The sequence below is a fragment of the Lysobacter tyrosinilyticus genome (assembly GCF_054779815.1).
Genome location: NZ_BAAGXN010000001.1, coordinates 1,342,302 through 1,356,362, shown reverse-complemented (window position 1 = coordinate 1,356,362; position 14,061 = coordinate 1,342,302). Strand labels below are relative to the sequence as shown.

The following is a 14,061-nucleotide window of genomic DNA, read 5'->3' as shown; positions in this document are numbered from 1 at the left end:
TTCGTCGTTGCAACGCGCTTGGAAGCAGGGATGTGTTCGATATCGCCCGGTTCGACGAGTCGTTTCGGCCAACAGGCCTTACAGGTCGAAGCCGAAGCCGACGCCGGCCGAGCTGTCGTCGCTGCTGAACGCACCGCCGAGGCTGAAGGACGCGCGTTCGCCGATCTGCTTGGCGTAGCCGACCGACAGCGCGCTTTCGCCGTTCTGCCAGCCCGCACCGATCGCGACGCGGCCACGCGGGCTGCGGCTGCCGGCGGCATTGATCGCCATGTTCATCATCGCGGAGCTCATCGCGCCTTGACGGTCGATGCGCTGGTCCTGCTGCCCCAGGCGATTCCACACGTCATTGCTGAACTGGGTGAACTGGTCGGTCATCGCAGTGAAGCGGCTGTCGGTGTACGCATTCGCGCTGGTCAGCGTCTGCGTGGCGGTGGTGTCGGTGTAGGTCCTGGCGCTGGCTACCGCGGCGAGGTCGCCGGCCTGCATCTGGCTGAGGTTGACTGCGTCGGTTGCATTGGTACCGGCGGCGACGTTGGTGACCTTGCGTTCGTTGCCGACGCTGCCGACCGAAACCGTGTTGGCTTCGTTTGCCACCGAACCCTGACCGATCGCCACCGCACCAGTGGCGGTGACCGAGGCACCCTGCCCGATCGCAGTGCCATTGGCGGCCGTCACGTTGCTATCGGCACCCACCGCCACCGCGTTGGTCGCCGCGGCGTCGATGGTGCTGTTGTTGCCGAGCGCCGTGCCGTTCGCCGCACCCACCGTCGAGCCGTTGCCAACCGCCGTGTCGTTGCCGTCGTTGGCATGGCTGCCGTTGCCGATTGCCAGGCCATTGCCGGTACCGCCCGGAAGTCCGGCGCCGGTTTCCAGCGACGACAGGCGGTTGTTGATCCCGCTCAGCACGCCGTCGATTGCCATGAACGCGTTGCCGACGTTGCCGTAGCTGCTGCCCTGGATCATGTAGCTCGGCGGCATGAACATGCCGTTGCCATCGAATGTCGCGCCGCCGCCAAACATCGCCGCGACTGACGACAGCTGATCCATGTTGACCGCATCCATCGCATCCGTGCCGGCCTTGACGTTGCCGATGGTCGTACCGCCTGCGCCGTCCAGGGTCAGCACGTCCTTGTTGGCATCGTCATAACTGACTGCATTGGCGATCGTGCCAGCGAAGTTTCCGAGTTGGGTTTCCAGGTTGTCGACGCGGCCTTCGACCACGGTGACGCGGTTGTTGGTGTCGAACAGCTGGCTGCCATTGATCGCTTCGCTGCTGGTCGCACTGAGCGTGCCCGCCGCCACGTTGTCGATCACCGTGCCGCCCGCGCCGGCGAGGGTCACGCGGCCCTTGACGGCATCGTCGTAACCGATCGCGTTCGCCGCGACTGCGGCCACCGCATCGAGCTGGTCCTTGTTCACCGCGTCGTTGGCCTCGGTGCCGGCTGCCACGTTGGTGATCTGGCGGGTGGTGCCCCAGCTGTTGCCCACCGATACCGTGTTGTCACGATCGGCGTAGGAGTCGGCGCCGATCGCCACCGAATTGTTGCCCCACACAATGGCGCGGGCGCCGATCGCGACGGCGTTGTCGCTGTTCGCATAGGCGAACTGGCCAAGGGCCGTCGAGGTCATGCCGTTGGCCTGGGAACCGGCGCCCACGGCGGTTGCACCATTGACCTGCGCGGTCGCACCGGCACCGAGCGCGAGGCTGTTGACGCCCCAGGCCGCGGTGTTCTGCTCGATGCACATGAAGCCTTCGCAGGCCATGGTGCCGCCGATCGCGATCGCGCCATCGGCGCCGGCGGTAGTCCACAAACCGCCCATCGCGATCGAGTTCTTGCCGTAGGCGTACACGTTGTTGCCGATGGCGATGGCATGGTCGGCCAGCATGTCGACATAGCTGCCAGTGCCGATCGCGATGCCGCCGATCGACAGCGAGGTGGAGTTGGCACCCATCGCCATCGCGAAGTAGTTGTCCGCCCAGGCGCCGTCACCGAACGCGGCGGAACCGTAACCGCCGGCATAGCTCAACGTGCCGGTGGCGGTCGCATAGTCGCCGGCAAAACTGCCCGCGCCGACGCTGACGCTGTCGGCGCCTTGAGCGAGGCTTTCCGCGCCGAGCGCGGTCGACGCGTTGCCAACGGCCTGGCTGCCCTCGCCCAGTGCAGTCGCATAGTCGGCGCTGGCGACGCTGCCGTAACCGCTCGCGATGCTGTATTCGCCCAGGGCAGTGGCGCCATTGCCGACCGCGGTCGAGCCTGTGCCCAGCGCAAGGCTGCTGCCGCCCAAGGCCGTCGCGTAGTCGCCTTCGGCATCGCTCTGGAATCCGTAGGCGCTGCTCTCGACGCCGTTGGCGACGCTGGACGCGCCCGCGGCCACGGCGTTCGTGCCTGCGGCGACGGCGTCGTCGCTACCGTCGCGGGCGCCATCGGCGGCGAAATAGTTGTCGGCGTCGCCCACGGCCATCGGCGTCACCTGCGCCCCGTCCGCGACGACGGGCGCCACAGCGCTTGCCTGCTCGAACACCGCGCAATCCACCGCCTTGCCGGTCTCATCGCCAGCCACACGCACCGTGCAGATGTCGCCATTGCGCTCGATGGTGACTTCCTGCGCCAGCACTGGAGAGCCCATCACGAGGCTGCAGGTCAGCACCGTACCCGCCATGGCACCACGCAGGCGTCGACGGCCGTCCTTCTTGCCCTGCGTCGACGCCAGTTCCGAGGTGACCACCCACGCCTGCTTGGCGTGACTCCACACCCGGCCATAAATCTCGTTCATCAAACTCTCTCCACTGGTTTGCATTCTTGAGAGCAAACGACGCCCCTCGGCCAAAAACGTCCGTAAAAACGGCCGTTGCCGCTGCAGTCGCGTGCAGTTGATTCGCCCCCGCCCTGGGCATGTAGTTCGGCTGTCGTGCTCGTCGTCCAACGCAACGAATCGATAGCGCATGCGAACCTAAGGCGGGCTGGCGCGGATTGTCACGCTCGGGTTCTCACCCAATACTCACGGAAATCTCACCGTTGGCCTGTATTGGCAGTCGTCCTGCGGCGATGCCATGAACCGCCGGTACCATCGGCGCTTGGGCCCGCGCAGCCGAGGACGCAAACCGCATGTGGAAGCGCATCCGCGAGTGGCTGGCAAACGCACCGATCACCGATCCGGTCGATCGCCGCAATGCGCCGGTGATGCAGCTGCTGTTGTTGTTCTACGGGCTGCTGCTGCCTGCGAACTGGGCCTGGCGCCTCGCCAGCGGCGGCGAGATCAACGAAGCAAGGATGCTGATCTTCGCGATCGACATGCTCATCGCGGCGATGGCGTGGGTAAGCATCGCGATGATCCGGCGCGGGCGATTCCGGCCCGCGATCATGCTGTTCCTGGCCTTGCAGCTGATCTCGCTGGAGATCGTGTTCTTCCGGACCGGCGTACTGTCGCAGGCGATCGATCCGGCACCGACGATGTTGACGCTGGTGATCAGCGGCCTGGTCCTCGGACGCCGCGCGCTGTGGATCGCCTATGGGCTGCTCATGTGCGTGTTCGCGACCGGCTTCATGGTGGAGGTGAATCAGGCACTCAAGACCGGCATCCCGATCGGCGTGGCGCTGGTCAACGTGCCGGCGGTGCTGATCAGCTACGGCCTCATCACGATCATCCTCGATCGCTCGATCAAGGCGTTGCGCGAAAGCCTGAGTGAAGCCAATGAAGGGCGTCGCCAGCTGCAGCACGAGATGCTCGAACGCGAGCGTGCGCAATCGCAACTGATCCATGCGCAGAAGATGGAAGCCAGCGGCCGCCTGGCCAGCGGCATCGCGCACGACTTCAGCAACATCCTCGACGTGGTCCTCGGCTTCGCGCGGCAACGGCATCATGCCGACGAACTCGGCTCCGCGCACGAGCGTGCGATGGCGATGCAGGAATCGCTGGAAGGCGTCGAGGTGGCGGCTCAGCGCGGCGTCACCATCACCCGCAAGCTGCTGACCTTCAGTCGTCGCGATGTGCTCCTGATCGAAGTGTTCGATGCCGCACAGGCGTTGCTCGAACTGAGGCCGCTGTTGCGGCAGATGTTTCCGCCGTCGGTCCGGCTCGAGCTCGAGCCCGGCGACATGCCCGTTCCGGTGCGCCTGGATCGCAGCGAGTTCGAACTGATGCTGCTCAACATCGCCGCGAATGCCCGCGATGCGATGCCGGACGGCGGCGCCTTCATCGGACGCGTCGCACTCACGCACGGACGCGTGGAAATCGCCCTGGCCGACACCGGCCGAGGCATGGACGAGCAGGTGCGGGCGCGGATATTCGAGCCGTTCTTCAGCACCAAACAGGCCGGCGAAGGCACGGGACTCGGGCTCGCGGTCACCCGCGATCTGGTGAAGGCCGTGGGCGGCGAAATCGAAGTGGAGAGCACGCCTGGCCAGGGCACCTGTTTCCGCATCCGGCTACCGCTGGCGGATGCGCCGCCCGCCTGATCAGCCCATGTTGCTCAGCACGTAGCCTTCGCCATGCACGGCGTTGAGTGGCAAGGGTTCGCCGCAGGCGTCATGCACTTTGCGACGCAGGCGATAGATCAGCGAATCGAGCCGGTGCGTGTCGAACTCGAACACGTTGTCGGTGAGCGATGCAATCAGTTGTTCGCGCGCCACCACCTGCCCGGGCGTGGCAAGCAGGCGTTCGACCACGCGCCGCTCGGTCCTGGTCAAGGCCGCGCTGCTGCCGGACGGCGACACCAGACACCAGCCATCGGCATCCAGATGCCAATACGCGGATCGAGCACGCGATGCGCCGCGCAGACGCCGTCCCAGACTGTGCAGGGTCGCCGCCAGCAACTCGATCTCGACCGGCTTGGGCAGGTAGGCATCGGCGCCCTCCGTGAGTCCGCGCACGCGATCGCTGGTGCCGGTGCGGCCGGTCAGCATCACGATGCCGATGCCGGGATGGGCTTCGCGCAGCAGTCGTGCGACGGTGAAACCGTCGGCATCGGGCAGCCCGACGTCCAGCACGACGATGTCGTAGTGCGTGTCGCGCACCTTGTTCAACAGGAATGCACCCGACTCCATTCCCTCGACGACGAAACCGTAATTCGCCAGTCCCGGCAGCAGGATGCGTTCACGCAGCAGCGCGTCGTCTTCGAGCAATGCGATGTGCAAGGGGCCGGCGGCGGGCATGACGTGAGGCAGTGACTCGCGGGAGTCCGGATCGTACCGGACTTCGCCGCCGCACCGGCCCGAGGAGCGACCCGCGCCCCTTGGCCGCGCTTGCAGAAGTTCTCAACCCGCGTGGGCGATCCGCAATGCGTCGTCGAGCAGACCGGCCGCGGTGACTTCCGCTCCGGCGCCCGGCCCCTGGATCACCAACGGCTGCGAGCGGTAGCGATCGGACCAGATCGCTACCTTGTTGTCCGTGCCGGCACCGCCGGCCAACGGGTGATCGTGCGCCAACGCTTCCAGACCGACCCGGGCCTGGACACCACCATCACCATCACGTTCAAGCCGCGCGACAAAACGCAACTTCTCGCCGTTCTTGTAGGCCTCGGCAAAACGCTGGCGCAGCGGCGTGTCGAGCGCAGGCAGAGCTGCATCGATCGCCTCCTTCGATAACAACGCCAGTTCGCGTGGTACCAATGAAGTCACATCAACGTCGCGCGGTTCGATCTCGAAGCCGGCCGCGCGCGCGAGGATCACGATCTTGCGACGCACGTCCTCGCCGGACAGGTCGTCGCGCGGATCCGGCTCGGTGTAGCCCGCATCGCGCGCCTGCCGTACCAGAGCGGAGAATGGGCGCATGCCGTCGTATTGATTGAACAGCCAGGCGAGCGAACCCGACAGGATGCCGGCAATGGCATGGATGCGGTCGCCGCCAGTCCGGAGTTCGCGCAGCGAACGCAGCAACGGCAGGCCCGCGCCGACAGTGGCGCTGTCGCCATAACCGGTTCCGCCTTCGTCGCAGGCCTCACGGATCGAACGCCAGCGGGCCAGTGAGGTGCCCTGCCCCAGCTTGCAGGCGGTCACCACGTGGATGCCGTGTGCCAGCCAGCGCGCGTGCTGTTCGGCGACAGCTTCGCTGGCGGTGGCGTCGATGAGGATCCGGCAATAGCCGCGCGGTCCCAGTGCCTGCGTGGCCGCGGACAACGAGGACGGAATCGCGCCGTCTTGTCGGGTAGCAGCGATTGCCTGCGCCGCCACATCCGGACACAGTCCGTCGGCATCGCTGAGGGCGAACCGCGAGTTCGCCACATGCACCAACTGCAGTCGTGAGCCGATCGGCGCACCCGCCCAGGAAGCGAGGCGCTCCAGCACCGCACCGCCGACCGTGCCGGTACCAAGCAACGCGATTCGCGCCGGCGCGCGCGCGCTCGTGCGCGCCTGGATCCGCGTCGCAGCGAAAGTCGTATCGAGCACGTCGGCGCTGGCGCTCATTTCGCAACGCGCCGTTTGCTGTCGGTCACCGCTTCGGCGCGTTCCAGCGCAGCGGCAATATCAGCGACCAGATCGTCCGCATGCTCGATACCCACCGACAGGCGCAGCAAACCATCGCCGATGCCGGCAGCGGCACGCGCCTCGGGCGCCATCGCGGCGTGGGTCATGGTCGCCGGATGCGCGATCAGGCTTTCCACGCCGCCGAGCGATTCGGCCAGGGTGAAGCACTGCAGGCCATCGAGGAAGGCACGCACGGCTTCGGTGCCGCCTTCCAGTTCCACGCTCAGCATCGCGCCGAAGCCGTGCTGCTGCTTGGCGGCGACCGAATGGCCGATATGACGCTCCAGGCCGGGGTAATGCAGCGCAGCCACGGCCGGATGTCCGTCGAGCAAATCCACCAGCGCAAGCGTGTTCTCCTGGTGCACGCGCAGGCGCGCATCCAGCGTGCGCAGGCCGCGCAGGGTGAGGAAGCTGTCGAACGGCGAGCCGGTGAGTCCCAGCGCATTCGCCCACCACACCAGCTGCTGATGCTGTTCGGCCTCCTTCGACACCACGGCACCGCCAACGACGTCGCTGTGGCCGTTGATGTACTTGGTCGTCGAATGCAGGACGAAGTCGGCGCCGAAGGCGATCGGCTGCTGCAACGCCGGCGACAGGAACGTGTTGTCGACCACCGTCAGCGCGCCGGCCTTGTGCGCGGCCTCGATCACGAAGCGCAGGTCGGTGACGCGCAGCAAGGGGTTTGACGGCGTTTCGATCCACACCACCTTGGGCGACTGCTGCAGGGCATCGGCCAGTGCGCGCGGATCGGTGAGATCCGCTGTGATCAGCTCGAACGCACCCTTCTTTGCCAGTGCGTTGAACAGGCGCCAGCTGCCACCGTAGCAGTCGTGCGGCACCACCAGCTTGTCGCCCGGCTGCAGCAGCGCGTGCAGCGCCAGCGTGATCGCGCCCATGCCGGTCGCGGTGATCACGCCGCCGGCGCCGCCCTCGAGTTCGGCCAGCGCTTCTGCGAGCAGGTCGCGGGTCGGATTGCCGCTGCGCGTGTAGTCGTATTGCCGCTTCTGCTCGAAGCCGGCGAAGCTGAAGTTGGACGACAGCACGATCGGCGGCGTCACCGCGCCGAAGGCGGTATCGCGATCGATGCCCGCGCGCACGGCGCTGGTACAGCGGTGGAGGGAAGCGGTCTGGGGGAAGGACTTGCTCATGCGGCGGCCTCGATGGTGATGACGGAACGGGACGTCGCAGCTTCCTGCAGCGCCTGGGTGAGCACGGCCGCGATCGCGGCTTCTTCCTTGAGGAAGGCGTCGTGGCCGTACAGGGAGTTGAGAACTTCGATACGCGCGTTGCGCAGGCGTTGCGCCAGCGCGCGGCTGTCGTCGGCGGGAACCAGGCGGTCTTCCTCGACCGCAACCACGGTCACGGGCACGGCGATGGTTTCGGGGCGGATCGATTGCAGGTCGATTGATTCCGACAGCCGCTGGAACGCCACCGGCGACGTACGCGCGGTGTACTGCGCGCCGCAGTGGTCCAGGTAGTCTTCGGCCGCCACGCGCACACGACCGTCGACGATCTGCGCGGCGTCGAAGCGTTCGGAAAACTCCTCCGGCGTGCGATAGCTGAGGATGGCCAACTGGCGTGCCAATGCCAGGCCATGGCTCTCATCGCACTGCAGCGCGCCCAGTGCCACTGCGCGACGCTGCAGTGCACGCCAGGCGCTGGAAAAGGGGTGCGCCCGGTGTGCGCCGCTGATCGCCACGAGATGATCGAGGCGGTGGCCGTGACGCGCGGCGAACTGCAGGCCGACCATCGCTCCGTAGGAACAACCGACGAACGCCTGCAGGCGTTCGATGCGTAGCGCGTCCAGCACCACTGCGATCGCGTCGGCCTGGTCTGCAGGATCGATCACGACATCGAGCGCACCGTCGCTGCCGAGCCAGTCGAACGCGACCAACCGATTGCGCGTGGGATCTTGCGCCCGGCCGATGCCGACCTGCGCTTCCCACCAACCCACGTCCGGGAAGGTCTCGCTGCTACCGATATGGCGATTCGCGGAAATGCCGCCAGCGACGAACACGGCGGGTAGCGATGCGTCGCCAAGACTCTCGTAACGCAGCGTGACGGTGCGGGCACCGACGTGGCGCAGATTGAGGGACAGGGTGATTTCGCCGCGATACGCCGGCACGACGGCGAGCGCCGCCGCTGCGCCAGTGACGACGGCCGGGCGGGTACAAGCTGCGAGGTCGGGAGAAGTAACGAGGCTCATGTCGGTGGTCCGCATCCAAAAGGGCCACCGAGTCGTCAGCTGCACGTCCACCGCGAAGGCAGACGTTGCAACCATCTTTCGGACTGCGCGCGGCAGTCCGCAGGAGTTGGCACCTTCCCTCCCCATTTGCCGCGCTGCGACGAACGCATGCGACGAATCGGAAGCTAGGTTGCCCCGGCGTCAAAGGGCCTGTCCCTCAGCCGGTCTCGATGGATGGCCAGCAGTCTGCCAGCGCCTCGTCGCTGCGGTCAATCTCTTTATCGAGATAAAGCGATATTCATTCCATTTAGTCATAACGCGACGCGTGTCGCGGACCCACCGTTCGCCTGCGGATGGCCGAATGGGGCGGCTTTCGACACAATCGACCCGCGCCGCCGCATTGGGCGGCACCACCGAATAGACTCCACGGATGAATCCTCGTTTCCTGACCGCGGCCGCCGTGGCCGCCTTGCTCAGCGCCTGTGCCACCGTTCCGCGCGAAACCGCACCTCCGACTCCGGTCGCGGCACCGAACCCGGTCACCGTGATCGAGGCCTACGTCTCGTCGCCCGAAATCCCGGCCGAGGAACTGGACTCGCTGGCCACCTGGCCCACCGAAGACGGCAAGACCTGGTTGATCGTCACCGGCAAGTCGAGCCACCGCCTGGTCGTGTTCGATGCAGACACCGGCGAGCAACTGCGCACCTTTGGCGAAGAGGGCGCGGGCCCCGGCCAATTCAAGCGCCCCAACGGCGTCGCCGTGCAGGGCGATTACCTGTTCGTGGTCGAACGCGACAACCATCGCGTCCAGGTGCTTCGCCTTCCCGACTTCAAGTTGATCGGGAGCTTCGGCGAGAAGGAGCTGCGCAGTCCCTACGGCATCTGGATGACTGAAAAGGAACCGGGCGAGTACGAGGCCTACGTCACCGACAGCTTCATGTACGGGAAGAAGTTCGACGTGGTGCCGCCGTTCAACGAACTCGACCAGCGCGTGCGCCGCTACCGCGTGTCCTTTGACCAGGACGGCGGCATGCGCGCCCAGTACGGCGGCTCGTTCGGCGATACGCACGAGGAAAGCGCTTTGCGCATGGTCGAATCCATCGCAGGCGATCCGGATAACGACCGCATGCTGGTCGCCGACGAGGATCGCCGTCATCTGTCGACCCTGCGCGAATACAGCTTCAGCGGTCGCTACACCGGGCGCAGCCTGCCGCAAGATGCTTTCGGCGCCGAAGCCGAAGGCGTGGCCCTGTGGACCTGCCCCGACGGCAGCGGCTACTGGATCGCCGTGGACCAGCTGGCGCCGCTGACGATCTTCCATCTGTTCGATCGCGTATCGCTGAAGCCGGTCGGAAGCTTCCAGGGCGCCACTACCGCCCGCACCGACGGCGTCGCCCTGCATGCCGCAGCCAGCGCCGGCTTCCCCGGTGGCGCGCTTTTTGCCGTGCATGACGACAAATCCGTCACTGCTTTCGATCTGCGCGATGTGGCACGATCACTCAACCTGAAGCAGGGGTGCACCGAGTAATGCGCGTTTCGCGTCTTGCGCTGGTCCTGGGCACGGTCGCTGTAATGGCGACTGCCGTGCTCACCGCGCATGCCGCCAAGGTCTACAAGTGGACCGACAAGAACGGCGTCACTCATTACGGCGACGCCGCGCCGGATGGGGCGAACCCGGCGGTGAAGGCCGGCTCGGTCAAGTCCATTCCAATTGCCGCCGAACCAGGCGCCGTCGCACGGCTGCGCCTGGAAACCAACGATGGGCGTTACTTCGCCTTCGCCGACAACAATCTGGCGGGCCCGATCGAAGTCATGCTCCAGGCGCGCGGCGGCGCCATCGATAGCGATCCGCAACTGCCTGCACGCGCAACGGTTCCCGCGCGTGGGACAACGCTGGTCGCGGTGATCGACGGTTCCCGCGGTGGCGAGCTGATGATGAACAGTCTGCCCGGCGATCCCAACGCAAGGCCGCGCGATTTCGAATATCTGCTTCCGCTGCAGCAACTCAGTCTCCGTATCGACCAGGGTTTCGGTGGCAGCTTCAGCCACAACGACCCGCAAAACCGCTACGCCGTCGACTTCGCCGCGGACATCGGTACGCCGGTGGTCGCTGCGCGCGAGGGCGTGGTGATGCAGGTCGAAAACGACTTCGCCAAGGCCGGCCTCAATCGCGAAAAATACGGCGGGCGCGCCAACTTCATCCGTATCCTGCACGACGACGGCACCATGGCGCTGTACGCGCACCTGCGTGAGGAGGGCGTCCTGGTGCGCGTCGGCCAACGCGTGCGCGCGGGCCAGCAGATCGCTTTGTCGGGCAATACCGGCTTCACGACCGGCCCCCATCTGCATTTCGTGGTCCAGGTGAACCGCGGAATGAAGCTGGAATCGCTGCCCTTCCGCATGCGTGGCCCGGGCGGGCCGCTACGGATTGCCGGTGGTGCGGGCAACTAAGTTTTTGCTCGTCATCCCGGCGAATGCCGGGATCCAGCTTCTGCGCGCGGTTTCCGCACAATGAGCACCAAGTCAAAGGCTGGATCCCGGCATTCGCCGGGATGACGAGCCTTGAAGCAGTCAGCACCGACCCCGGGCAGGTCCCCCAAACACGTATAATCCCCACCCTTCCCCGCTTCCCGACGCGCCCTCCAGCGCGCCGCCGCCATGTCCGACGTTTCCATCGAAGCCCTGCGCCGCCGCACGTTCGCGATCATTTCGCACCCCGACGCCGGCAAGACCACGTTGACCGAAAAACTCCTGCTGTTCGGCGGCGCGATCCAGATGGCCGGTTCGGTCAAGGGCCGCAAGGCTGCGCGCCACGCGACGTCCGACTGGATGGCGCTGGAAAAAGAGCGCGGCATCTCGGTGACCTCGTCGGTGATGCAGTTCCCGTACGAAGACCGCATCGTCAACTTGCTCGACACGCCCGGCCACGCCGACTTCGGCGAAGACACCTACCGCGTGCTCACCGCGGTGGACTCGGCGCTGATGGTGATCGACGTCGCCAAGGGCGTCGAGGAACGCACGATCAAGCTGATGGAGGTGTGCCGCCTGCGCGACACGCCGATCATGACCTTCATCAATAAGCTCGACCGTGAAGGCAAGCCGCCGATTGACCTGTTGGACGAAGTCGAGAGCGTGCTGGGCATCCAATGCGCCCCGGTCACCTGGCCGATCGGCATGGGCCAGCGCCTCAAGGGCGTGGTCCACCTGGTCACCGGTGAAGTGCATCTGTACGAAGCCGGGCGCAACTTCACCCGCCAGGATTCGACCATCTTCGCGTCCATCGACGACCCGGCCCTGGAAGCGCGCATCGGCGGCGACATGCTCGCCGAACTGCGCGACGAGCTGGAACTCGTGCAAGGTGCTTCGCACCCGTTCGATCCGGCCGCTTACCTCGCCGGCAAGCAGACGCCGGTGTTCTTCGGTTCGGCCGTCAATAACTTCGGCGTGCAGCTGTTGCTCGACTTCTTCGTCGAGCACGCACCCTCACCCAAACCGCGCGCAACGACTTCGCGCGAAGTCGCACCGTACGAAACGCATCTGTCCGGCTTCGTGTTCAAGATCCAGGCGAACATGGACCCGCAGCACCGCGACCGCGTCGCGTTCATGCGCATCTGCTCGGGCAAGTTCAGTGCCGGCATGAAGGCCTTCCATCCGCGCACTGGCAAGGAAGTGAAGCTGGCCAACGCGCTGACCTTCATGGCCAGCGATCGTGAGATCGCGGAAAGCGCCTGGCCGGGCGACGTGATCGGCATCCACAACCACGGCACGATCTCGATCGGCGACAGCTTCAGCGAAGGCGAGATGATCAGTTTCACTGGCATCCCCAACTTCGCCCCGGAACTGTTCCGCCGCGCGCGCCTGCGCGATCCGCTCAAGCTCAAGCAGCTGCAGAAGGGCCTGGCGCAGTTGTCGGAAGAAGGCGCTACGCAGTTCTTCCGCCCGCTGATGTCGAACGACCTGATCCTGGGCGCGGTCGGCATGCTGCAGTTCGACGTCGTCGCCTATCGCCTGAAGGACGAATACGGTGTCGACGCCAGCTTCGAACAGGTCAACGTGGCCACGACGCGCTGGATCCGCTGCAACGATGCAAAGAAGCTCGAGGAGTTCCGTGACAAGAACGCGATGAACCTCGCCCTCGATGCCGCCGGTGAGCTGGTCTATCTCGCACCGACCCGGGTCAACCTGCAGCTGGCGCAGGAGCGCGCGCCGGACGTGCAGTTCCTGGCCACTCGCGAGCACGCGCACGCAGTCGCCATCGACTGAGTGACGCACTTCACACTTTCCCGCTGATGGGCTAGTGTCCGGGGGCCGCCATGGGGATGGCGGCCTCATCCGTACACTTCCGAAGGGGAAACTATGTTCTGGCTAGGAGTCATCCTGTCGCTCATTGGCGGCCTGTGGATCGTGGTCAATGCTTTCCGTACCAGCGTGCTCTGGGGGCTGGGCTCGCTGTTCATTCCGTTCGTGTCGCTGATCTTCGCGCTCATGAACTTCGCAGGAAACAAGATCCCGCTGCTGCTTTGCGTGATCGGCATGGTCCTGTGCTTCATGGGCTATGGGTCCTATATCGCCCAGATGCAGGACGCAGCTTCCGCGATGCCGCAGTAACGCTCAGGCACCAAAAAAACGCCCGGCTTGGCCGGGCGTTTTTCATTTCAGCGGGCGAATGCTGTCGAGTCCATGGCACCGCTCAGAACTGGTAACCGAAGAGCTCAAGATCCCGGCGATACAGCCCGGCGACGCCATCGATAAGCTGCTGGTCGTAGTAGTCCCGATAGCTGCCCCGCCGTGAACTGTTGACCTGGTCGAGCCGGCGCGACGGGATGCCGATGCGTGCGCAGATGGCCTCGTACGACTCCTGCATCTCCTCCACGCGCCCTACTTTGTCAGCGAGCATGCGGCCATCGACCCCGGTCACGAAGGTGTATTGGGGCACGAACAGCACGTGCTGTACGGGCCTCACCTGGAACAGGATGTGGCGCATCACCTTCTGCGGGTCGCGATCGAAGGCTCCCGTTTCGCGGGCCACGAAAGCGCAGTACGAGACAAACCGGTCGAACGGATTGCGCACGAACGCGAATTTCAGGTACCCAGAGAATGCTTCCTCTCCTAGAAACGGTCGGATCTGCTCCAGCGTGATGTGGCCGTGCCGGATGGCCGCGAGCTCTTCGAACGGAAACCGTTTGTCTACGAACAACCCCACCTGCTCCAGATCGTCCGGACTCAGGTGCTCGCGCAGGGCCTGACGAACAGAGTGGGTGCCGGTCTTGGGAATGGCGGCAAAGACGAAACGGTGCTGATGGGAGATGATCATCCGCGCGTACAACCGGCTCCGGGCCTCGGATGATAGGCGACCCGGGTCCGGTTCCGACTCCCGAGCATTTGCTCCACGTCAGGAACCGATCCTCAATC

General features: G+C 65.6%; 11 protein-coding genes and 1 riboswitch. Of the genes, 5 read left to right on the top strand and 6 right to left on the bottom strand.

The genetic code is table 11. The annotated features are described in order from the left end of the window. Positions 1 to 78: 78 nt before the first annotated feature. Positions 79 to 2,775 (bottom strand): ESPR-type extended signal peptide-containing protein, encoded by a 2,697-nt coding sequence (locus ACYVGK_RS05800; RefSeq protein WP_460732291.1) that lies wholly within the window; start codon positions 2,773 to 2,775, stop codon positions 79 to 81. Between the two features lie 332 nt (positions 2,776 to 3,107). Between ACYVGK_RS05800 and ACYVGK_RS05795 the strand changes: the two genes are divergently transcribed. Next, positions 3,108 to 4,457, top strand: a complete 1,350-nt coding sequence (locus tag ACYVGK_RS05795; RefSeq protein ID WP_460732290.1) for a sensor histidine kinase — start codon at positions 3,108 to 3,110, stop codon at positions 4,455 to 4,457. On the opposite strand, the gene ACYVGK_RS05790 is transcribed toward ACYVGK_RS05795, so the two are convergent. The 4 genes from ACYVGK_RS05790 to metX form a co-directional block, all read right to left on the bottom strand. Further along, the gene (locus tag ACYVGK_RS05790; RefSeq protein WP_460732289.1) at positions 4,458 to 5,153 is read right to left on the bottom strand and encodes a response regulator transcription factor; all 696 of its coding nucleotides are present in this window, start codon (positions 5,151 to 5,153) and stop codon (positions 4,458 to 4,460) included. It lies immediately after the preceding gene. Between the two features lie 102 nt (positions 5,154 to 5,255). Continuing rightward, a complete protein-coding gene (locus tag ACYVGK_RS05785; protein ID WP_460732288.1) occupies positions 5,256 to 6,404 on the bottom strand; it encodes a homoserine dehydrogenase family protein in 1,149 nt (382 codons plus the stop codon). Continuing rightward, on the bottom strand, positions 6,401 to 7,612 hold the full coding sequence (locus tag ACYVGK_RS05780; RefSeq protein WP_460732287.1) for an O-succinylhomoserine (thiol)-lyase: 1,212 nt from the start codon (positions 7,610 to 7,612) through the stop codon (positions 6,401 to 6,403). The genes ACYVGK_RS05785 and ACYVGK_RS05780 overlap by 4 nt, the downstream gene beginning before the upstream one ends. Then, positions 7,609 to 8,670: a homoserine O-succinyltransferase MetX gene (gene metX / locus ACYVGK_RS05775; RefSeq protein ID WP_460732286.1), complete on the bottom strand. Its 1,062-nt coding sequence runs from the start codon at positions 8,668 to 8,670 to the stop codon at positions 7,609 to 7,611. The genes ACYVGK_RS05780 and metX overlap by 4 nt, the downstream gene beginning before the upstream one ends. 68 nt (positions 8,671 to 8,738) lie before the next feature. Continuing rightward, a riboswitch (SAM riboswitch) is annotated at positions 8,739 to 8,886 on the bottom strand. A 193-nt stretch (positions 8,887 to 9,079) separates the two neighbouring features. Between metX and ACYVGK_RS05770 the strand changes: the two genes are divergently transcribed. From ACYVGK_RS05770 to ACYVGK_RS05755, 4 genes are all read left to right on the top strand, one after another. After that, a complete protein-coding gene (locus ACYVGK_RS05770) occupies positions 9,080 to 10,177 on the top strand; it encodes a phytase (RefSeq protein ID WP_460732285.1) in 1,098 nt (365 codons plus the stop codon). Continuing rightward, positions 10,177 to 11,100, top strand: coding sequence for a peptidoglycan DD-metalloendopeptidase family protein (locus ACYVGK_RS05765; protein ID WP_460732284.1), 924 nt, complete (start codon positions 10,177 to 10,179; stop codon positions 11,098 to 11,100). Before ACYVGK_RS05770 ends, ACYVGK_RS05765 begins: the two co-directional genes overlap by 1 nt. A gap of 207 nt (positions 11,101 to 11,307) precedes the next feature. Then, positions 11,308 to 12,912, top strand: coding sequence for a peptide chain release factor 3 (locus tag ACYVGK_RS05760; RefSeq protein WP_460732283.1), 1,605 nt, complete (start codon positions 11,308 to 11,310; stop codon positions 12,910 to 12,912). A 93-nt stretch (positions 12,913 to 13,005) separates the two neighbouring features. Continuing rightward, positions 13,006 to 13,257 carry a hypothetical protein gene (locus ACYVGK_RS05755; RefSeq protein ID WP_460732282.1) on the top strand — a complete coding sequence of 84 codons (252 nt, stop codon included), beginning with the start codon at positions 13,006 to 13,008 and terminating at the stop codon, positions 13,255 to 13,257. Positions 13,258 to 13,339: 82 nt separating this feature from the next. Here ACYVGK_RS05755 and ACYVGK_RS05750 read toward each other — a convergent pair whose 3' ends face one another. Continuing rightward, positions 13,340 to 13,963: a sulfotransferase family 2 domain-containing protein gene (locus ACYVGK_RS05750; RefSeq protein WP_460732281.1), complete on the bottom strand. Its 624-nt coding sequence runs from the start codon at positions 13,961 to 13,963 to the stop codon at positions 13,340 to 13,342. Positions 13,964 to 14,061: the final 98 nt, after the last annotated feature.

Excerpts from the sequence above, each read along its gene's own strand:
- ACYVGK_RS05750 (WP_460732281.1), bottom strand. The coding sequence starts at position 13,963 with ATGATCATCTCCCATCAGCACCGTTTCGTCTTTGCCGCCATTCCCAAG.
- ACYVGK_RS05790 (WP_460732289.1), bottom strand. The coding sequence starts at position 5,153 with ATGCCCGCCGCCGGCCCCTTGCACATCGCATTGCTCGAAGACGACGCG.
- ACYVGK_RS05780 (WP_460732287.1), bottom strand. The coding sequence starts at position 7,612 with ATGAGCAAGTCCTTCCCCCAGACCGCTTCCCTCCACCGCTGTACCAGC.
- ACYVGK_RS05765 (WP_460732284.1), top strand. The coding sequence starts at position 10,177 with ATGCGCGTTTCGCGTCTTGCGCTGGTCCTGGGCACGGTCGCTGTAATG.
- ACYVGK_RS05770 (WP_460732285.1), top strand. The coding sequence starts at position 9,080 with ATGAATCCTCGTTTCCTGACCGCGGCCGCCGTGGCCGCCTTGCTCAGC.
- ACYVGK_RS05755 (WP_460732282.1), top strand. The coding sequence starts at position 13,006 with ATGTTCTGGCTAGGAGTCATCCTGTCGCTCATTGGCGGCCTGTGGATC.
- ACYVGK_RS05785 (WP_460732288.1), bottom strand. The coding sequence starts at position 6,404 with ATGAGCGCCAGCGCCGACGTGCTCGATACGACTTTCGCTGCGACGCGG.
- metX (WP_460732286.1), bottom strand. The coding sequence starts at position 8,670 with ATGAGCCTCGTTACTTCTCCCGACCTCGCAGCTTGTACCCGCCCGGCC.
- ACYVGK_RS05760 (WP_460732283.1), top strand. The coding sequence starts at position 11,308 with ATGTCCGACGTTTCCATCGAAGCCCTGCGCCGCCGCACGTTCGCGATC.
- ACYVGK_RS05795 (WP_460732290.1), top strand. The coding sequence starts at position 3,108 with ATGTGGAAGCGCATCCGCGAGTGGCTGGCAAACGCACCGATCACCGAT.
- ACYVGK_RS05800 (WP_460732291.1), bottom strand. The coding sequence starts at position 2,775 with ATGAACGAGATTTATGGCCGGGTGTGGAGTCACGCCAAGCAGGCGTGG.